The organism is Rhizobium sp. IBUN, from assembly GCF_000510625.1.
GTDB lineage: Bacteria > Pseudomonadota > Alphaproteobacteria > Rhizobiales > Rhizobiaceae > Rhizobium > Rhizobium altiplani.
Map to the genome: position 1 here is coordinate 38,633 of NZ_AZNV01000004.1, position 20,327 is coordinate 58,959.

Consider the following 20,327-nt stretch of genomic DNA (forward strand, 5'->3'; position numbering starts at 1 on the left):
AGAGGATTATGACCATGGACAACTCCAACGCCGAAAAGCGCCCCTTCAACCTGTCACGCTGGGCGATCGGCCATCCGAGCATTGCACGCTTCCTGTTCGGCCTGATCCTGATCACCGGCGTCCTTGGCTTGATGCGCATGGGCCAGAAGGAAGACCCGGACTTCACCTTCCGCGTCATGGTCGTGCAGGCCATCTGGCCGGGCGCCTCCATCCAAGAGATGGAAGACCAGGTCGTCAACAAGATCGAGCGCAAGCTCCAGGAAACGCCGCATATCGATTGGGTGAAATCCTACACGCGGGCCGGCAGCGCCATCATCACCCTGCAGGTGAAGGGCGATACCAACAGCCAGCAGGTCGCTGACGCCTTCTACCAGGTCCGCAAGAAGGTCGGCGACATTTCCAGCGAGTTGCCCGAAGGGCTGCTTGGACCCTATTTCAACGATGAGTTCGGCGATACCTACATCACGCTGCATTCGATCAGCGGCGACGGTTACAGCTATCCGGAGCTGAAGAAATTCGCCATCCAGGCGCGTGACATGCTTCTGACGACGCCGGGCGTTGAGAAGGCTGTCATCATCGGCGATCAGCCAGAGAAGATCTACATCGACGTATCCTCGAAGGCTCTGGCCGAACGCGGACTGACCGTGCTCGACCTGCAGAACGCGATCAAGGGACAGAACAGCGTCGATCCGGCCGGCTCCGTCGACACCGGCACACGTTCGGTGCGGATTTCCGTCGAAGGCGACGTAACGAAGGCCGAGGACATCCGCGAACTGCGGCTAAGGGCCGGCAATCAGGTCACGCGTCTTGGCGATATAGCTACCGTCTATTCGGGCCTCGAGGATCCCTATCAGCGCAAGTATCGCTTCAACGGGCATGAAAGCGTCCAGGTCGGCGTCGTCATGGCCAAGGGCTTCAAGGTCACCGATGTCGGTAAGGATGTCGAATCGACCTACGAGCGGTTCGCGGGATCACTGCCCTACGGTGTCGCCGTCGACCAGATCTCCAACCAGCCCGACGTCGTCACCGATGCGATCAGCGAGTTCATGCATGCGCTTGGCGAGGCCCTGATCATCGTGCTGATCGTCTCCTTCCTGTCGATCGGCTGGCGCTCGGGTCTCGTTATCGCCATCGCCATCCCGCTCGTGCTGGCAGCGACCTTCGCCATCATGTACGAGTTCGGCATCGATCTGCAGCGCATTTCGCTCGGCGCACTCATCATCGCGCTCGGCCTACTCGTGGACGATGCCATGATCGTCGTCGAGCTGATGGAGCGAAAGCTAGAGGAAGGCCTTGTAAAGATCGAAGCGGCCAGTTTTGCCTACTCCTCAACCGCCTTCCCGATGCTGACCGGCACGCTGATTACCACCGCGGGCTTCATCCCGGTCGGCTTTGCGGCGTCGACCGCCGGCGAATATGTGCGTACGCTGTTCTACGTGGTCGGCATTGCGCTGGTTGTCTCATGGTTCGTGGCGGTCTATTTCACGCCATGGCTCGGCTTCATGATCCTGAAGCAGCGCCACCATGCGGGCGAGCATCACGATGCCTTCGACACGCGGTTTTATCATCGCCTGAGAGCGACGGTCAGCTGGGCCGTGCGCCATCGCATTATCGTCATTGCCATGACGCTGGTGACCTTTGCGACCAGCCTTTGGGCGTTCCAGTTCATCCCGCAGAACTTCTTCCCGCAATCTTCGCGCCCGGAAATCCTTGTTGATCTCTGGCTGCCAGAGGGCACCAGCATCAAGGAAGTCGAGACGCAGGCAAAAGCGCTCGAAGCCAAGATCATGGATGACAAGGACAAGAAGTTCGTCGCCACCTACATCGGCGAGGGCGCCCCGCGCTTCTTCCTGCCGCTCGACCAGCAGCTCCGCAATCCGAACTTCGCGCAGCTTCTCGTCATGGCAAACGACGAGCCGGCGCGCGAGCGGTTGATCGTCAAGCTGCGGACCATCCTTGCGGAAGACTTCCCTGATATCAGAGGCAAGGTCGATCGTCTGTTCCTTGGCCCGCCGACGGGCTGGCCGGTGCAGATGCGCATCATGGGACCGGATCGTCAGGAAGTCCGCAGAATCGCCGACGAGGTGAAGGCGAAGTTTGAAGCCAATCCGCAACTCGGTGCGATCCACGACGACTGGCTGGAGCCGGTGCCGGCGATGAAGCTGGTGATCGATCAGGACCGTGCCCGTGCGCTTGGCATTACGTCGCAGCGTGTTCGCCAGATGCTGCAAACGGCTGTCTCCGGCGCCCCGCTCGATGATTTCCGTGACGGCGAGGAGACGGTGTCGATCGTCGCCCGTGAGCCGGAAACCAATCGCTCGCTGTTGTCGGCCGTCAACTCGGTCTACGTGCCAACGGACTTCGGCGGCTTCGTCCCAGTCTCCCAGGTTGCCAAGGTGGTGCCCGTTCTGGAGCAGGGGATCGAATGGCGGCGCAACCGTCTGCCGACGATCAGCGTTCGTGCAACATTGCCGGATGGCGTCCAGTCGAACGACGTAGTCATGAAGATGTATGCCGACATGCAGCCGCTACGTGACAGCCTGCCGGCCGGTTATAAGATCGAGATCCAGGGTGGCGCGGAAGATTCCGCCGAAAGCCAGGCCTCGATCGCGGCCAAGGCACCGATCATGCTCGTCGTCATCGTCCTCTTGCTGATGGCGCAGCTGCAGCACTTCGGCAAGGCGATGCTGGTGCTGGCGACCGGTCCGCTCGGGATCATCGGTGCGGCTGCGGCCCTGCTGATATCGGGCGCTCCGTTCGGCTTTGTCGCCATCCTCGGCGTCATCGCGCTGCTCGGCATCATCATCCGCAACTCGATTATCCTCGTCGACCAGATCGACCAGGACATCAAGGCGGGGATGAACAGGCAGGAAGCGATCGTCGGTGCTGCCGTGCGGCGTTTCCGCCCGATCATGCTGACGGCGCTGACGGCTGTCCTGGCGCTGATCCCGATCTCGCGCGGCGTTTTCTGGGGTCCGCTCGCCTATGCGATGATGGGCGGCATCCTTGTCGCGACGGTGCTGACAATCCTGGTGCTGCCCGCCGCTTACGCCCTCTTCTTCGGCAAGGAGCCGAAAGCAGCTGCGGCCAAGGACGGTGTCGCAAACGGCAACGCACCTGAAGAGGCGGAGGAAATGCACCCGCCGGCCCTGGCAGCCGAATGACGGGAAAGACGATGGCGCGGTGAGAACCGCGCCATTTTCGTTAGTCAGACCGTGGTTTCCGCGGCTTCCGCTTTCAAGCCGAGCAGTGCGGCGCCGATCAGGCCCGGCTCGACGCGGCATTCGCTGCGGACCACGAGCGGGCGATCGAATTTGCGCAGGATGCGCTGGCGGACAGCCTTGTCCAGCTCCGCAAGCAGCTCTTCGACATTCGAAAGACCGCCGCCGACGGGCACGATGGTGGCACCCGTGATATTCACCGTCAGGGCGAGTGGCGAGGCGACGAGGTCGACGAAGACATCGATGGTGCGAGCCGCCTTGGCCTCAGCCTTCAGCCAATCATCGATGATCTCCTGGCTGGACAGGTCGATTTCATGCAGCGTTTTGTGCAGCCGCTCGAGGCCGCGGGCGCCGCCGACCGTATCGACGCAGCCCGTCTGGCCGCAGCCGCAGGGAAAGGCCGGAATGGCAACCGGCGGATTGCCGGCATGAGATGCTAGCGCCGGGCCATGACCCCATTCGCCAGCAAAGCCGCCCGCGGCATTGATCAGCCGGCCATCTGCGACGACGCCACCGCCGACGCCGGTTCCGAGAATGGCGCCCAGAACGATGCGGTGGCCGCGCCCGGCGCCGAGATCCGCTTCCGCCATGGCGAAACAATCCGCGTCATTTGCAATCAGGACGGGCAGGCCAAGTTCCGCCTCGAGATCAGCGGCGAGATTGCGGCCGTGGATACAGGGAATATTGGCGCAGGTCAGCCGCTGCGTATCCGGATCGACGACGCCGGCGATCGAGAAGGCCAGGCGTGTCGGTTGCTCGCCGGTTTCCGCGATGATGGCACGCAGCGTGTCAACGAATGCGGCAAAATCGTCCTTGGGGGTGGGACGCCGGCCGAGCGGCGTGATGTCGGCTTCGGAGTGCGCCACTCCGCCCTTGATGGCGGAGCCGCCTATGTCGAAAGAGATGATCATTCGGGTTCTGCTGGTTGGATGGCCTCTGCGTCTGCTCGCACCCTTCCGCGGGTTTTGCAAGCCAAATCCGGGTCAGGCAGGCAGGGTCATCTTGGCTTCGAAGCCGGCTTTCTCGCCAGCTGGTGGGGAGCGCAATTCCAATGTACCGCCCATCTGGGAGACGATACGGTCGGCGATGGCGAGCCCGAGGCCCGAACCGGATGCTGTCGTCTTGCCGCGGCGGAAGCGCTTCTTCAGGCCCGCCATCTCGGCCTCGCGGATCGGTGGCCCGCCGTTGACGACACGGATGATGCCGCCACTTTCGAGACTGACATTGACCGGCAGGTCGGGATCGCCATGGATCAGGGCATTCTCGATCAGGTTTCGCGTGACGATGCCAAAGGCATCCATGTCGGCGTTGCGGACGAGCTTTGCATCGGGCGCAGCAGAATACTTGAGCCTGCCGTTCGTACGGCTGTCGCGCTGGAAGTCGGTGACGACCATGTCGAGGACAGGACGCAGGTCGATCGGGCTCGAGCTCCCGCCGATACCCGCCTCGGCGCGTGACAGTTGCAGAAGCTTTTCCGCCAACCGGCTGAGATTGACCAATGAGGCTTCGACCTGCTGTACGCGATCCTGCGTTGGGCCGGGCGGCAATTCTTCCGCAAGCCGTTGGGTCTGTGCCAGCGCACCGGCAATCGGCGTTCTCAGCTCATGCGCACTGTTGGCGGTGAATTCGCGCTCCGCTTCGAGGGCCGCTCGCAGGCGCCCGAGGAGGAGGTTGACCGATCGAGCGATCGGCCTAAGCTCGACCGGCAGGTTCTGGCCATCGACCTCAACCATGTTGCCGCTGTCCTTCGTCCCGATGTCTCGCCGGAGCGCCTCAATCGGCCGCAGCGCCCGCCCGACGACGAACCAGATCGCAAAGATGCTGGCGGGAATCAGTGCTGCCAGGGGGATAAGCAGCGTCACGGCGCTTTCGCGCGCGGCTTCGTTCCGGTTCTTGAACCGGTCGGCCACCTGCAGGAACAGCGAGCCGTCGGCCGCCATTTCGGTGTAGATCCGGGCCGTTGGTGTATCGTGAAAGCCGGTGCTCAGCGGCGCGTCGAACGGCTCGGCTGGAGCGTCATTCGAATGCAACACGACCTTGCCGCTGGCGTCGCGCACTTGATAGGTCAAATACTCGCGTCTGGCGGCAGCGTCGAACATCGCCATGTTGCGTGGATCACGATCTGTGCCCTGGTTCAGCTCGGCTAGGATAAGCGCCAGCAGGCGCTCGGTCGTCTCCTGCTGGGCAGCGTCGAAAATTTCATCGAATTCATGCTGCATCACGCGGAAACTCAGGCCGATCGCTGCAAGCCAGGAGACAACCAATACGGTCGTCAGGGCAAGGATCAACGGGCCGGTGATGCTGCGTTCACGTTTCATTTTCATCCGAGTGTGTAGCCGATGCCGCGTGCCGTGCGGATACGGTCCTTGCCGATTTTCTTGCGCAGGCGGCTCACATACACCTCGACCGTATTGCTTTCGATTTCGGAGCCGAATGCATAGAGCGCTTCCTCGATCCGGTCCTTTGGAACGATCGCGCCCGGGCGCGCCGTCAGGAGGTCGAGCACCGCCCACTCGCGGCTCGTCAGGATGATCGGCTCGCCGGCCACGGAGAGCTGATGCAGTGGCCGGTTGATCTCGATATCGGAAATGCGGATCACCGGATGCGGATTGGCGTCGTAGCGGCGCGCGACGGCCATGATGCGCGCTTCCAGCTCGTCCAGATTGAAGGGCTTCACGAGATAGTCGTCGGCGCCGGCGTTAAGTCCGTCGATACGATCCGAGATCTGATCGCGCGCGGTTAATATGATGACGGGCGTTTTCAGGCCCCTTTCGCGAAGACGGCGCAGAAACTCGACGCCGCTGCCATCCGGGAGCTGAAGGTCGAGAAGGATCAGCCCGTAATCGACAGGTCGAGCGGCGGCGTCGGCATCGGCGAGATTTTGCACCCAGTCAACGGCATGATTGGCAGCGGCGACATGATCCCGCACTGCTCCACCAATCATCCTGTCATCTTCAACCAGCAGAATTCGCACAGTTTTTTCCTCGGTGCCAGTTAGCTCGCAGTTCAACCTTCGGTCAAGCAAGGCTTGATCGACAAAGATGACAAGCAGATGGCACCCGGCTCCCGCTCCAAGCCAAAATAGGCTGTGCAATTTCTCAATGCACTCGACATTTGCCCGAATTCTGGTTTGATTTGGCGCGATGTACATCTTCCCGTCGGCGGTGGCCGCCCCTTTCAGCATGGTAGAGACTTGATGGTACGAAAATCCGAGACTTCGGGACGGCTGGATGACGCGGCGCGTGCGGGATGGCTCTACTACGTGGCGGGGCGAACGCAGGATGAGATTGCTTCCTCCATGGGGATTTCCCGGCAGTCGGCCCAACGGCTGGTGTCGCTCGCGGTCGCCGAACGGCTGATCAAGGTGCGGCTTGACCATCCGATCGCTGCCTGCCTCGAACTCGCCAATGCGGTGCGCAAGAAGTTCAACCTGAAGCATGTCGAGGTCGTCCCGAGCGATCCCGGTTCCAGTTCTGCGACGGTCGGCATCGCGGAGGCCGCCGCAGCGGAGATCGAGCGCTGGCTGAAGCGGCCCGATCCGATCGTGCTGGCGGTCGGCACAGGGAGAACGTTGAAGGCGGCGGTCGATCAACTGCCCGCCATCGAATGTCCCAACCATCGCATCGTATCGCTGACCGGCAACATCGCGCCCGATGGTTCGGCGGCCTACTACAACGTCATCTTCAGCATGGCCGACGCGGTGAAGGCGCGGCATTTCCCGATGCCGCTGCCGGTTCTCGTGACGTCGGCGGCGGAACGGGAAACCCTGCATGGCCAGCAGCTCGTTCGCTCGACACTCGAGATCAGCGCGCAGGCGGACGTGACGTTCGTCGGCATCGGCGAGCTCGGCATCGACGGCCCGCTTTGCGTCGACGGATTTCTCGAGAAAGACGAGATGATGGAGCTGATGCGCAACGGTGCCGTCGGCGAGATCTGCGGCTGGGTGTTCGACAGCGAGGGCAAGCTTCTCGACAACCCGATCAACGAGCGGGTGGCCTCGGCCTCGATTCCCTCACGCGAGTCGTCGACGGTCATCGGAATTGGCAAGGGAAAGCGCAAGTTCAAGGCGATCAAGGCTGCTGTAATAGGCCATCAGATCAACGCGCTGATCACCGATGAGGATACCGCCGAGTATTTGCTCAAGGCATGAGCAAATATTTATTTCTTTAGAATCAGCTAGATAACACCATTGTTCGCTGATGCAGCAACGAATGGTGATTGACATTCTTTGCCTACGGGTGAGTAATTGCTCATGAGCAAAGCGAATGCTCGCACTCATCTTCTGGGAGGAAGATATGACATTGAGAACTCTCCTGCTGGGCGCCTGCTCAGCACTGGCGTTTGCCGGCATGGCTTCGGCCGAAACGCTGACCATCGCGACCGTGAACAACGGCGACATGATCCGGATGCAGAAGCTGACGGATGACTTCAAAGCAAAGAACCCCGGTATTGACCTCGAGTGGGTAACGCTCGAAGAAAACGTCCTGCGCCAAAAGGTTACGACCGACATCGCAACCAAGGGCGGTCAGTACGACGTTCTGACGATCGGTACCTATGAAGTTCCGATCTGGGCAAAGCAGGGTTGGCTGCTGCCACTCGACAATCTCGGCGCCAACTACGATACCGACGACCTGCTGCCGGCAATCCGCAGCGGCCTGACCACGGACGGCAAGCTCTACGCAGCGCCGTTCTACGGCGAAAGCTCGATGGTCATGTACCGCAAGGACCTGTTCGACGCCGCCGGCCTGAAGATGCCTGACGCGCCGACTTGGGATTTCATCGCGGATGCCGCGAAGAAGATCACCAACAAGGACAAGGAAATCTACGGCATCTGCCTGCGCGGCAAGGCTGGCTGGGGCGAAAACATGGCCTTCCTGACGGCTATGTCGAACTCCTTCGGCGCCCGCTGGTTCGACGAGCAGTGGAAGCCGCAGTTCGATCAGCCGGAGTGGAAGGACACGCTGAACTTCTACGTCAACCTGATGAAGGACGCCGGACCTCCCGGTGCTTCGTCGAACGGCTTCAACGAAAACCTGGCGCTGTTCCAGACCGGCAAGTGCGGCATGTGGATCGACGCGACCGTTGCTGCGTCCTTCGTCAGCAACCCGAAGGAATCGACCGTGGCTGACAAGGTCGGCTTCGCTCTGGCTCCGGACAAGGGCCTTGGCAAGCGCGGCAACTGGCTCTGGGCCTGGAACCTCGCCATCCCTGCAGGCTCGCAGAAGGTCGAAGCGGCCGAAAAGTTCGTCGCCTGGGCAACCAGCAAGGATTACACCAACCTGGTCGCCGAGAAGGAAGGCTGGCTGAATGCACCTCCCGGTACCCGCTCCTCGCTCTATGCGAACGCGGATTACCAGAAGGCGGCGCCTTTCGCGAAGATGACGCTCGACAGCATCAACGCGGCTGACCCGACAAAGCCGACCGTCAAGCCGGTCCCTTATGTCGGCGTCCAGTTTGTCGCCATTCCTGAATTCCAGGGCATCGGCACGGCCGTCGGACAGCAGTTCTCCGCAGCTCTTGCAGGACAGGTTTCTGTCGACCAGGCACTGCAGAGTGCACAGCAGCTGACGACCCGCGAAATGACCAAGGCTGGTTATATCAAATAGGTAAAACCTCCTGAGAAGGCGGGGGAGTTGACACCCCGCCCATCTGGGTCGCCGAATGCCCAAATTGCGTCGGCGCCCCTTTTTTCTTAGCTGCCCTGCAGCCGTCTGCCCTTTTGAAGAGGATCGGTCATCGCCATGGCAACGTTACACACCCGCTCCGCAGCGCGAATGATGATCGCACCGTCCGTTGTGCTTCTCTTCCTGTGGATGATCGTCCCGCTCGTGATGACGATCTATTTCTCATTGCTGAATTACAATCTGCTCAGCCCGGGCATGGAAACCTTCGTTGGCTTCCTGAACTACAAATATTTCCTGACCGACCCGGCCTTTATCGCCGCCTTGATCAACACGTTGCTGCTGGTACTCGGCGTGCTCCTGATCACTGTCGTGGGCGGCATCGCGTTTGCGCTGCTCCTGAACCAGGATATCTACGGGCAGGGGATCGTTCGCATCCTGGTGATCGCACCCTTCTTCGTGATGCCGACAGTTGCGGCGCTGGTGTGGAAGAACATGTTCATGAACCCGGTCAACGGGCTCTTCGCACATCTCGCCAAGGCGCTTGGATTGCAACCCTTTGACTGGCTTGCCAACGCGCCGCTCTTCTCGATCATTCTGATCGTCGCGTGGCAGTGGCTGCCTTTCGCGACGCTGATCATGCTCACCGCCCTTCAGTCGCTGGACGAAGAGCAACAGGAAGCTGCCGAAATGGACGGCGCCGGCGCGATCTCGAAATTCTTCTACATCATCCTGCCGCACATGGCCCGCGCCATCACGGTTGTCATTCTGATCCAGACGATCTTCCTGCTCTCCGTCTTTGCCGAAATCCTGGTGACGACGAACGGCGGGCCTGGCACGCAAAGCACCAACCTTACCTTCCTCGTCTATTCGCAGGCATTGCTGCAATTCGATATCGGCGGCGCCTCGGCGGGTGGTATCGTCGCGGTTATCCTTGCCAATATCGTTGCGATCTTCCTCGTGCGCCTTGTTGGCAAGAATCTGGAGGCTTGAGATGGCTAGAAAGGTCTCAACTCGACGCAAAATGATCATGACGGCGGTCGCCTGGGCGCTCGGCATCCTGATCTTCTTCCCGATCCTCTGGACGTTCCTGACGAGCTTCAAGACGGAAGCGGATGCCATCGCCTCGCCGCCGCAGTTCCTGTTCTTCCACTGGACGACCGAGAGCTACGCGGAAGTGCAGAGCCGCTCGAACTACCTCAGTCACTTCATGAACTCGGTGATCATTTCCTTCGGTTCGACGCTGATCGGACTGATCATCGCGATCCCGGCCGCCTGGGCGATGGCGTTTTCGCCGACCAAGCGGACGAAGGACGTCTTGATGTGGATGCTGTCGACGAAGATGATGCCGCCGGTCGGGGCGCTCATCCCGATCTACCTGATGTTCAGAAATTTTGGCTTGCTCGACAGCCGCAGCGGTCTGGTGATCATTCTCGCTTTGATCAACCTGCCGATCATAGTGTGGATGCTCTACACCTACTTCAAGGAAATCCCCGGCGAGATACTTGAGGCGGCCCGCATGGATGGTGCTTCGCTCTTCAAGGAGATCATCTACGTGCTGACGCCGATGGCGGTGCCGGGCATAGCATCGACGCTGCTTCTCAACATCATCCTTGCCTGGAACGAAGCCTTCTGGACTCTGAACCTCACTGCCTCGAAAGCAGCGCCACTGACGGCGTTCATCGCTTCCTATTCCAGCCCCGAAGGCCTGTTTTATGCCAAGCTTTCGGCAGCATCGACCATGGCGATCGCCCCGATCCTGATCCTCGGCTGGTTCTCGCAGAAACAACTCGTCCGCGGCCTGACCTTCGGCGCGGTGAAATAAGACACTACGGAGAGAAACATGGGCAGCATTACCCTTCAAAAAGTCTCGAAGGTCTTCGGCGAAGCCAAGGTCATCCCGTCGATCGACCTCGACATCAAGGACGGCGAGTTCGTCGTCTTCGTCGGGCCTTCGGGCTGTGGCAAGTCCACTCTGCTCAGGCTGATTGCGGGCCTCGAGGACGTGTCGGATGGCAAGATCGTGATCGACGGAAAGGATGCAACCGAGAAAGCCCCATCAGAGCGCGGCCTTGCGATGGTGTTTCAGTCCTATGCGCTCTATCCGCACATGAGCGTGCGCAACAACATCGCCTTTCCGCTGAAGATGGCCAACGTCGACAAGGCCGAGATTGACAGAAAGGTCGCAGACGCCGCACGCGTCCTCAACCTCACCGACTATCTTGAGCGCAAGCCGCGCCAGCTCTCGGGCGGCCAGCGCCAGCGCGTCGCCATCGGCCGCGCGATTGTACGCCAGCCATCGGCGTTTCTGTTCGACGAACCGCTTTCGAACCTGGATGCCGCCCTTCGCGTCAACATGCGCCTGGAGATCAGCGAACTGCATCAGCAGCTGAAGACCACGATGATCTACGTCACCCACGACCAGGTGGAAGCCATGACCATGGCCGACAAGATCGTCGTGCTGAACCGTGGAAATATCGAACAGGTCGGCTCACCGCTTGAACTCTACCACAAGCCGCGAAACCTCTTCGTCGCGGGCTTTATCGGCTCGCCGAAGATGAACTTCGTCAAAAGCCAGTATGCCGCGCAATTCGGAGCGCACACGATCGGCGTGCGGCCGGAACATGTGCTGTTGTCGACCGAAAGCGGCGACTGGAAGGGCAAGGTCATGGTCGCCGAACATCTCGGCGCGGACACCTTCCTGCACGTGGATGTCGAGGGTATTGGTCATGTCACCGCGCGTGGCGGCGGCGATTTCCCGGCAAAGGCCGGCGATGTCGTCTATCTGACTCCCGACAAGACGCGGATCCACAAATTCAACGAGGGTGGTCTCACCATCTGAGAGCATTGCTGCCGGGTTGGGGACGAGAGCGCACGCCGGACAAAGCGCCCGGCGTACCGATGCCGGGATCTTAGCCGATCCCGAAGACCTTCAAGAGGACTGAAACATGACGTGCAAACTATCGCTGGCAACGCTTTCCGAGGTGGCAAAAACGGCCGCCGTACCGACCTACGAGCGGGCGTCGTTGAAGGCGGGCATCGTGCACTTCGGCGTGGGCAATTTCCACCGCGCCCACCAGGCGATCTATCTGGACGACCTGTTCAATCTGGGTCAGGATCATGACTGGGCGATCATCGGCGCGGGTATTCTCCCTTCCGACGCCGCAATGCGCGAGAAGCTCGCCGCCCAGGATTTCCTGACGACGGTCGTCGAGCAGGACAACAACAAGACTGCTGCGCGCGTTACGGCGCCGATGATCGACATCCTGCCGGTCGGTGACGCCAAGGCGATTATCGCCAAGCTTGCGGATCCAGCGATCCGCGTCGTTTCGATGACGATTACCGAGGGCGGCTACTTCATCGACGCCTCGGGCAAATTCAATCCCGGTCATCCGGCGATCGCTGCGGACGGCCAGAATCCTGCCGAGCCGAAGACCGTCTTTGGCCTTGTCGTCGCCGGTCTCAAGGCGCGCAAGGAGAAGGGCATCGTACCTTTCACCGTCATGTCCTGCGACAACATTCCCCACAACGGCGTCGTCACGTCGAATGCCGTCGTTGGCACGGCGCGTCTCTCCGATCCTGCCTTTGCCGACTGGATCAAGGCGAACGTCGCCTTCCCGAATGCCATGGTGGACCGCATCACGCCGGCAACGGGTCAGCGCGAAATCGACTTGTTGAAGGACGCCTTCGGCATCGAGGACAACTGGCCCGTCTATTGCGAAGAGTTCAAGCAGTGGGTGCTGGAAGACAAGTTTACTGCGGGGCGGCCGGCGCTTGAGAAGGTCGGCGTCACCTTCGTGCCCGATGTAACGCCCTACGAGCACATGAAGATCCGCATTCTGAACGGGGGACATGCGGCGATCGCCTATCCGGCAGCGCTGATGGATATCCATTTCGTGCACGACTCGATGGAGGATCCGTTGATCCGTGCCTTCCTCGCCAAACTTGAGAAGGATGAGATCATCCCGATCGTTCCGCCGGTCCCGGATACCTCGCTGACGGACTATTTCGCGCTGATCGAGCATCGGCTTCTCAATCCGAAGATTGCCGACACTATCCCGCGCCTGGCACAGGACGGATCGAACCGCCAGCCGAAATTCATCCTGCCCTCAACGCTCGACAATCTGAACCAGGGGCGGGACGTGGTCGGGCTCGCGCTGGTTTCTGCTCTGTGGTGCCGCTATTTCGCCGGCAAGACGGACAGCGGCAAGGACATCGTCTTCAACGACGCCAGCGCCGATCGGCTGCATGCGGCCGCACTGAAGGCCAAGGACGATCCGATGGCGTTCCTCGCCTTCGACGACATCTTTGGCGAGGTGTCAAAATCCGAGCTGTTCCGAAAGCGCTTTGCCCACGCATTGAAAACCCTGTGGGAAAAGGGCACGCGTGAAACCCTGCAGCTTTATCTTGATAACAAGCTTGCTGTGTAAGGATCACTGGCGGCATTCCTGCCGCCGGCCTCCGCCTTATCCGGCGGATGCATCTTCCTGCACCAACTGCGATTGGGTCTGCCATGGCTGAGGCTGAAACACGGCTCGTCATCTTTGACTGCGACGGCGTGCTCGTCGATAGCGAACCGATATCGGTGAGCGTTCTCGTGAAGGCGATGAACGATCTCGATGTCCCGATTACTGAGAAAGAGGTCTATGGCCGTTTCCTTGGGCGAAGTCTCGCGACTGTCATCGAGACGATGAAGACCGTATACAACGTCCACCCGGGTCAGGAATTTCTTGAGCAAATCCGCACCGATCTCTACGCCCGGTTTCGCAGGGAGCTGAAGCCGATGGCCGGGATCGCCGAGACGATCGACACCCTCGGCATTCCCTGTTGCGTCGCCTCTTCCAGCCAAGTCGAGCGTATCCGCCTGTCGCTGACGGTCACCGGCCTGATCGACCGGCTGCCTGATATCTTCAGCGCAACCATGGTCAAGCATGGCAAGCCCGCGCCCGATCTCTTCCTGCATGCGGCGCGAGAAATGAACGTAGAGCCCGCCAATTGCGTGGTCGTGGAGGACAGCCCCGCCGGGATCGAGGCGGCGAAGGCAGCGGGCATGAGGGTGTTTGCCTTCACGGGCGGATCACACGCCAATTTTTCCGGCTATCGCGCTGAACTTGACCGGCTTTCTCCCGAAGCCGTGTTTGACGCCATGCCGGATTTAATACACCTTGTCCGCAAACATAAGCAGGACGGGATGCACCTTTAATGCCTCAGCATGTGGTTGCGGTTGATATCGGCACGGGCAGTGCGCGCGCCGGCGTCTTCGACGCTCGCGGCGCATTGCTGGGCAAGGCCGAACACCCGATCATCATGAACAGGCCGCGTGAAAACCACGCCGAGCATGACTCCGAAGACATCTGGTCGGCGGTCTGCATTGCCGTTCGCAAGGCGATGGAGCAATCAGGCGCGGCGCCAGCATCGGTGGGCGCGATCGGTTTCGATGCTACCTGCTCGCTCGTCGTGCGCGATGTCGACGGCAACCAGATCAGTGTTTCCACCGGCGGAGAGCGCCGTTTCGATACGATCGTCTGGCTCGATCACCGGGCGCTGAAGGAAGCCGATTTCTGCACGGCGACGGAACATCCCGTGCTGGAGCACTCCGGGCACTTCATGTCGCCGGAAATGGAAATGCCGAAGCTGATGTGGCTGAAGAAGAAGCTGCCCGGCACCTGGATGAACACCGGCTATCTGTTCGACCTCGCCGATTTCATGACCTGGAAAGCAACCGGCGCGCTCGCCCGCTCGCGCTGCACGCTGACGGCCAAGTGGAATTATCTCGCACATCTCGACAAAGGGTGGCGGAAGGATTTTCTCGAGCGGATTGGGCTCGATGACCTTCTGGAACGTGGACGGCTGCCGGAGGAAACGGTGCCGGTCGGCAAGTGTGTCGGGACGCTGACGCAAGAGGCCGCCTCGGCGCTCGGGCTGACGACGGAGTGCCAAGTTTCCTCAGGCATGATCGACGCCTATGCCGGGGCGCTGGGTGCGCTTGGCGGCGAGGCGCAGGATGCTCGCAGGCTGGAACGCCAATTGGCGCTGATCGCCGGCACCTCGAGCTGCATCGTTTCGTTCTCGCGCGAGCGCAAACCGAGCCACGGCATGTGGGGGCCGTATTACGAAGCCGTCTTTCCTGAATCCTGGCTTGTCGAGGCGGGGCAATCGGCAACGGGCGCGCTGCTCGATCATATCGTGCGGATGCACGCAGCCGGTGGCGAGCCAACGGCTACGCTGCATCAGAAGATCGTCGAGCGTATTGCGCAGCTTCGCGCCGAGGAGGGCGACGAGTTCGGTGCCCGCATCTTTATGCTGCCGGATTTTCACGGCAACCGCTCGCCACTCGCCGATCCGCATGCCGTCGGCAGCATCAGCGGCCTGACGCTCGACACGTCGTTCGACGGACTCTGCGCGCTCTATTGGCGCGCAGCAGTCGCGATCGCGCTCGGGATCCGTCACATCCTCGAGCGGATGAAGGAATATGGCTATGTGCCTGACACCCTGCATGTCGCGGGCGGCCATGTGAAAAATCCGGTGCTGATGGAACTCTATTCGGATGCAACCGGCTGCAGGGTCGTTGTGCCGAAAATGAACGAGGCGGTGCTCCTCGGTACGGCGATGGCCGCTTCCGTGGCGTGCGGTCTCTATCGAGATCTCGCAGAAGCAGGGGCGGCCATGTACTCCGGTGGCGAAGAGCGATTGCCGGATACAGCCAAGCAGGCATTTTATGACCGGGATTATCGCCGGCTGCTTGCCATGTATCGCCACCGCGCGGAACTGGAAGCGATGGAGTAGGCGCCTAATCCTGGAAGACTCTACCGGTTTCCGCCGTCTCCAAGCATGCTGCCGAATTCAGCCATGCGACGGGTGCGGGCGCCTGCTTCTTCGCCCGCCGCAGTGACAACGTCTTCCGACAGACAGTCGAGGAGGACCATCAGCGGCGGCAGGTTGTCTTCGTCATCGGATCGGGCAGGCGGAAGGGCGAGTACGATATTGGCCTGATCCGGAATCCAGTTGGTGCCTTGTGCTGTAATCAAGATAACCTTGTATCCATAGCGCCGTGCCGTCCGGGCCAGCAGCCGGGCTTTGCCAAAGCGCCGGCTGTCGATCACGATCAGCAAGGCGTCATTGCCATCGAGCCGTGCGAAGAGTTCGGCGAAGCGGCTGCCCGTTCCATCAAGCGCGTGGACGCCGTCGCGCGCATGGGTCAATCGCTGAGCAAAGTGGGACGCGAAGCCGGAAAGATGCGCATGCGAGGCGACAAGAACCTCATGAGCGGATGATATCATCGACACGGCTTCATTCCAGAGGGGCTGGCCCGTCAAATGGTAGATATGGTGCAGCGCCTGGATCTGCTCGGAGACCAGTACCGCGAGCGGCTTGCCGGCGGAAGCGTCGGCCTGCAGCTGGGTGAGCGATGCCTGCATCTGCATTGGCGAAATGGTGGTTGTTTCGCGGATATGGACCTTGACGCTGTCGAGCCCCTGATAGCCGAGCGCGCGTAGAAAGCGGCCCACCGTCATGGGGCTCAGATCCAGCCGATCGGCAACCGACGCGGCTGTTTCGAACGGCAGGTCGTTCAGATGCTCGGAGAAATATTTCGCGATTCGTCGTTCGGCCGGCGTGCCGGACTTGGCATACTGGCGGAGCTTCTGAACAAAATCTTCCACGTTGGCCCGTCCCGATCTTCCCGAAAGCATTTCTCGGATACGCATGGCCAACGCTTGTCGTTTGCAACTATTCCGGAAGCTGCGTTTCAGGATCAAGCAATCATAGTTGATAAATTACTATATAGTAACATAGATTTTCCGACAAGTTTTGGGCTAGTCATCCGAGTTTGTTTCAGCCTTGCCGTTCAAAGTTCGGATTCCTACATGGTTGTTGCAACCGGAGACCTCGGAATGATCTTTCAGGCGGCCCGCCTATCTCTCATCAATCTTTTCGCGCCAGAGACGCGGTCAGTGTTCTGGAAGGTCTTGGGATTGACCCTCCTGCTGCTCGTCGGGCTTTGGCTGGCGCTGCGCAGTGCCTTCATATCGTACGTCTTCCCGTGGATTGCCAGTTTCTTTCCCGCCATGCCGGACTGGGCAGGGTGGCTCGGCTTCGTGTTTGCGATCGCAGCCAGCCTCGGCCTTGCACTTGGCCTGGCGCTTTTGCTGTCACCGGTGACGGCATTGGTTGCCGGCCTGTTTCTCGACGATGTGGCCGAGGTGATTGAAAGACGGGATTATCCCTCGGATCAGCCTGGAACGGCGATGCCGCTCGGTCCGGCGCTCACAAGCTCGATCAAGCTTCTTGGCGTGGTTATCCTCGGCAACATCGTGGCGCTTTTTCTGCTGTTCGTGCCGGGCGTCAACATAATCGCGTTCTTCCTCGTCAACGGCTACCTGCTCGGCCGCGAATTCTTCGAGTTCGCCGCAATACGGTTTCGTTCGCCGCAGGAGGCACGATCGTTTCGGGCCAAACATGCGGCGACGGTGTTCCTTGCGGGGCTTGTTATTGCGGGCTTCCTTGCCATCCCTATCGTCAATCTGCTGACGCCGCTTTTCGCCGCTGGATTGATGGTGCACCTGCACAAGCTGGTTTCGCGCCAGGACGCGGGCTTTCGCGGGTAGGGCAAAATCGGTAGCGCCGAGATCTGCCGCAGACTTACTCGACGGCCTCTCCAATCACTTGGCGCGGTAGCTCGACCAAAGGCGCCGGCACGTCGCAGCTCTTTTCCGGCGACTTGCAGATATCGGCGATGACGCAGCGCTCGCATTCCGGCTTGCGTGCCTTGCAGGTATAGCGGCCATGCAGGATCAGCCAGTGGTGGGCATGATAGAGATAGTGCTTCGGTACCACCTTCATCAGCCGCTCCTCGACCTCGTCGGGCGTCTTTCCCGGCGCCAGCTTGATGCGGTTGGCGATGCGGAAAATGTGTGTGTCCACCGCCATCGTCGCCTGACCGAAAGCCATGGAGAGCACGACATTGGCGGTCTTGCGGCCGACACCGGGGAGCATCACCAGCTCGTCACGCGTTTGCGGCACAGCGCCGCCGAATTTCTCGACCAGCATCTGTGAGAGAGCGATGACGTTCTTCGCCTTGTTGCGGTAGAGGCCGATCGTCTTGATGTAGTCGCGCACCCGCTCCTCGCCGAGTGCCAGCATCTTTTCGGGCGTGTCGGCAACCCTGAAGAGTGCGCGTGTCGCCTTGTTGACGCCGGCATCCGTCGCCTGGGCGGAGAGGGCTACAGCGACGACGAGCGTGAACGGGTTCGTGTGTTCCAGTTCGCCTTTCGGCTCCGGCCGCTGGATGGAGAAGCGACGGAATATCTCCTCGCGCTCGGCTTCGGAATAGGCAGAACGGACCGTTGCCGGCTTCTTCTGGCGAACGATCACTTTTGAGTTCTGCGACGATGTGACGGCGGATTTGAGTTTCGGAGTTGGCATGGAAAACCTATACTTGCCAGCCATGATGGAAAGCAACGCCGATAAAGCCGACGAACAACCTGTTTTTGCCGCCGAGCTTTTTCCTTACCGGTCGCTTGGCCGCAAGGGTTTCAAGGTGTTGCTGCTTTTGACCGGCGCAGTGTGCGGCCTGTATGGCATGTTCTTCGTCGCGACGGGCGCCTGGCCGATCGGCTTCTTCTTCGGGCTTGATTTTCTGCTCCTTTACGGCGCCTTCTGGCTGAACTATCGGTCTGGCCGCGCGCGGGAGGAAGTGACCGTGTCGCGTACGGATATTTCCGTCCGCAAGTTCGCGCCCTCCGGTCGGATGATCGAGCATCACTTCAATCCCTTCTGGACGCGCTTCTTCGTTCGCAGACATCAGGAGATAGGCATTCTTTCCATGTATATTTCCGGCGAAGGAAGGGGCACGGATATCGGCTCCTTCCTCAATCCCGATGATCGCGAGAGCTTCGCTAAGGCCTTCAAGGGGGCGCTTGCCACCGTCAAGCAACGGATTTGACCGGCACGCAAGAATCGGGTGGCTTGCGAGAGGTCACTTGACTATCTCCTTGGTACAAGGAGAAAGATCATGAATATGGTAGCCAAGCTGAACAAAGACATCACGCCTGATGGCTCTGATTACGAGACCGTGCGCCAGGTGATCGAACTCATCACCGAGGACTATCGCGATCAGCCGTCGTTGGAGACGATCGCAGCGCGGCTCAATCAGTCGCCGACGCAGTTGCAGAAGACGTTTACGCGGTGGGCCGGCCTGTCTCCGAAGGCTTTCCTGCAGGCAGTCACGCTCGACCACGCGAAGCGGCTTCTACGCGAGGAAGCGATGCCCCTGCTGGAGACCTCGATCGAGGTCGGGCTGTCCGGTCCCAGCCGCCTGCACGATCTCTTCGTCACGCATGAGGCGATGTCGCCCGGCGAATGGAAGGCCAAAGGCGGTGGGTTGACGATCCGCTACGGCTTCCATCCTTCACCCTTTGGGGTTGCGCTTGTGATGGCGACGGACCGTGGCCTCGCGGGGCTTGCTTTCAGCAATTACGGTGACGAGGCCGCGTGTCTCGATGATATGACATGCCGCTGGCCGAATGCGACCTATGTCGCGGATATCGAAGCGACGGCACCTTACGCAACGCGGATCTTCGAGCCGGGCCGCTGGACATCGGACCAGCCGCTGCGTGTCGTGCTGATCGGCACCGATTTCCAGGTGCAGGTGTGGGAAAGCCTGCTGAAGATCCCCTTCGGCAAGGCTGTCACCTACAGCGACATCGCCCACGATATCGGCCGACCGACAGCGATGCGCGCGGTTGGTGCGGCGGTCGGCGCCAATCCGATTTCCTTCGTGGTTCCCTGCCATCGCGCGCTTGGCAAAAGCGGGGCGTTGACGGGGTACCATTGGGGCCTGACGCGCAAGCGGGCCATGCTCGGCTGGGAGGCGGCGCACGCCTGATCGCGGCGACGCATCGATCCAACCTGTGGATACGCTTCCTCCCTCGGGAGTCCTGCCATCAAAAACTCAGGAATCACCTGCTTGATTCCATGGCTGGGACTCGAGGAGGCGGAAATGAACCCTGGAGAAAAGCCATGCAAGGTCGTCGGCATTGCCGTTGGCCTGCTTGCGATGTCGCTGGTTCCGGCCTGGGCGGGCTGCAAATCGGCGATGAGTAGCCCGGAATGGCCGGAGGTGGCGCGCGCGATATCGACCGCGCAGTTATGCGAACAGCTTCCCGTGGGACCCAATCGAACCAGCAGCTTCAAGGTTGTGTCTGCAGATGTCTGTTCTACGGGGGGCAGTCTCGCATCCATCAGGGCGACGGCGCTATTGACCTGCGAAACTGGCGACAATTCGCTCTTCCAGATGGCGCCGGTGGAAGGCAAGGTTGTTGCCACCGTCGCCCTTGATGTGGGTGCATGCAGGATCACGGACACCCATCTAGAAATCGATGGCGAGATCGGAAGTCTTTTATCGGCACTGCCGGATACCCAGGATTTCGGGCGCAACTGGGCGCAATCGCAACTGTCGCATCTGTGCCAGCTGCGATAGCGGATG

18 protein-coding genes are annotated in these 20,327 nt (G+C 60.6%); 13 read left to right on the plus strand and 5 right to left on the minus strand.

Annotated elements, in window-relative coordinates:
• The first annotated feature begins 14 nt into the window (after positions 1-14).
• Positions 15-3,164 carry an efflux RND transporter permease subunit gene (locus RHIBUN_RS0105875; RefSeq protein ID WP_025658842.1) on the plus strand — a complete coding sequence of 1,050 codons (3,150 nt, stop codon included), beginning with the start codon at positions 15-17 and terminating at the stop codon, positions 3,162-3,164.
• 44 nt (positions 3,165-3,208) lie between these two features.
• Here RHIBUN_RS0105875 and RHIBUN_RS0105880 read toward each other — a convergent pair whose 3' ends face one another.
• From RHIBUN_RS0105880 to RHIBUN_RS0105890, 3 genes are all read right to left on the minus strand, one after another.
• Positions 3,209-4,132 carry an ROK family protein gene (locus tag RHIBUN_RS0105880; protein ID WP_018856474.1) on the minus strand — a complete coding sequence of 308 codons (924 nt, stop codon included), beginning with the start codon at positions 4,130-4,132 and terminating at the stop codon, positions 3,209-3,211.
• 72 nt (positions 4,133-4,204) lie between these two features.
• Complete coding sequence (locus RHIBUN_RS0105885; RefSeq protein ID WP_025658843.1) at positions 4,205-5,539, minus strand: ATP-binding protein; 1,335 nt, start codon at positions 5,537-5,539, stop codon at positions 4,205-4,207.
• Positions 5,540-5,541: 2 nt separating this feature from the next.
• Positions 5,542-6,195 (minus strand): response regulator, encoded by a 654-nt coding sequence (locus RHIBUN_RS0105890; RefSeq protein WP_025658844.1) that lies wholly within the window; start codon positions 6,193-6,195, stop codon positions 5,542-5,544.
• Between the two features lie 222 nt (positions 6,196-6,417).
• Between RHIBUN_RS0105890 and RHIBUN_RS0105895 the strand changes: the two genes are divergently transcribed.
• The 8 genes from RHIBUN_RS0105895 (at position 6,418) to RHIBUN_RS0105930 (ending at position 15,628) form a co-directional block, all read left to right on the plus strand.
• Positions 6,418-7,371 carry a sugar-binding transcriptional regulator gene (locus RHIBUN_RS0105895; protein ID WP_025658845.1) on the plus strand — a complete coding sequence of 318 codons (954 nt, stop codon included), beginning with the start codon at positions 6,418-6,420 and terminating at the stop codon, positions 7,369-7,371.
• Between the two features lie 145 nt (positions 7,372-7,516).
• Complete coding sequence (locus RHIBUN_RS0105900) at positions 7,517-8,827, plus strand: sugar ABC transporter substrate-binding protein (protein ID WP_025658846.1); 1,311 nt, start codon at positions 7,517-7,519, stop codon at positions 8,825-8,827.
• A gap of 135 nt (positions 8,828-8,962) precedes the next feature.
• Positions 8,963-9,835, plus strand: a complete 873-nt coding sequence (locus RHIBUN_RS0105905) for a sugar ABC transporter permease (RefSeq protein WP_025658847.1) — start codon at positions 8,963-8,965, stop codon at positions 9,833-9,835.
• Position 9,836: 1 nt separating this feature from the next.
• Positions 9,837-10,667, plus strand: coding sequence for a carbohydrate ABC transporter permease (locus RHIBUN_RS0105910; protein WP_025658848.1), 831 nt, complete (start codon positions 9,837-9,839; stop codon positions 10,665-10,667).
• Positions 10,668-10,685: 18 nt separating this feature from the next.
• A complete protein-coding gene (locus RHIBUN_RS0105915) occupies positions 10,686-11,684 on the plus strand; it encodes an ABC transporter ATP-binding protein (RefSeq protein WP_018856481.1) in 999 nt (332 codons plus the stop codon).
• 106 nt (positions 11,685-11,790) lie between these two features.
• On the plus strand, positions 11,791-13,272 hold the full coding sequence (locus tag RHIBUN_RS0105920) for a mannitol dehydrogenase family protein (RefSeq protein WP_025658849.1): 1,482 nt from the start codon (positions 11,791-11,793) through the stop codon (positions 13,270-13,272).
• Between the two features lie 83 nt (positions 13,273-13,355).
• Positions 13,356-14,045 carry an HAD family hydrolase gene (locus tag RHIBUN_RS0105925; protein WP_025658850.1) on the plus strand — a complete coding sequence of 230 codons (690 nt, stop codon included), beginning with the start codon at positions 13,356-13,358 and terminating at the stop codon, positions 14,043-14,045.
• A complete protein-coding gene (locus RHIBUN_RS0105930; protein ID WP_025658851.1) occupies positions 14,045-15,628 on the plus strand; it encodes an FGGY-family carbohydrate kinase in 1,584 nt (527 codons plus the stop codon). The genes RHIBUN_RS0105925 and RHIBUN_RS0105930 overlap by 1 nt, the downstream gene beginning before the upstream one ends.
• Positions 15,629-15,648: 20 nt before the next feature.
• On the opposite strand, the gene RHIBUN_RS0105935 is transcribed toward RHIBUN_RS0105930, so the two are convergent.
• A complete protein-coding gene (locus RHIBUN_RS0105935) occupies positions 15,649-16,503 on the minus strand; it encodes a MurR/RpiR family transcriptional regulator (RefSeq protein ID WP_025658852.1) in 855 nt (284 codons plus the stop codon).
• A 231-nt stretch (positions 16,504-16,734) separates the two neighbouring features.
• Here RHIBUN_RS0105935 and RHIBUN_RS0105940 point away from each other — a divergent pair, with 231 nt between their 5' ends.
• Positions 16,735-17,448 (plus strand): sulfate transporter family protein, encoded by a 714-nt coding sequence (locus RHIBUN_RS0105940; protein WP_025658853.1) that lies wholly within the window; start codon positions 16,735-16,737, stop codon positions 17,446-17,448.
• Between the two features lie 34 nt (positions 17,449-17,482).
• Here RHIBUN_RS0105940 and nth read toward each other — a convergent pair whose 3' ends face one another.
• Entirely contained in the window at positions 17,483-18,265 is a 783-nt protein-coding gene (nth, locus tag RHIBUN_RS0105945; protein ID WP_025658854.1) for an endonuclease III, read from the minus strand.
• Between the two features lie 22 nt (positions 18,266-18,287).
• On the opposite strand from nth, the gene RHIBUN_RS0105950 reads away from it, so the two are divergent.
• From RHIBUN_RS0105950 to RHIBUN_RS0105960, 3 genes are all read left to right on the plus strand, one after another.
• Entirely contained in the window at positions 18,288-18,785 is a 498-nt protein-coding gene (locus RHIBUN_RS0105950) for a DUF2244 domain-containing protein (protein ID WP_025658855.1), read from the plus strand.
• Positions 18,786-18,854: 69 nt separating this feature from the next.
• Positions 18,855-19,727 carry a bifunctional helix-turn-helix domain-containing protein/methylated-DNA--[protein]-cysteine S-methyltransferase gene (locus RHIBUN_RS0105955; protein ID WP_025658856.1) on the plus strand — a complete coding sequence of 291 codons (873 nt, stop codon included), beginning with the start codon at positions 18,855-18,857 and terminating at the stop codon, positions 19,725-19,727.
• A gap of 114 nt (positions 19,728-19,841) precedes the next feature.
• A complete protein-coding gene (locus RHIBUN_RS0105960) occupies positions 19,842-20,321 on the plus strand; it encodes a hypothetical protein (RefSeq protein WP_025658857.1) in 480 nt (159 codons plus the stop codon).
• Positions 20,322-20,327: the final 6 nt, after the last annotated feature.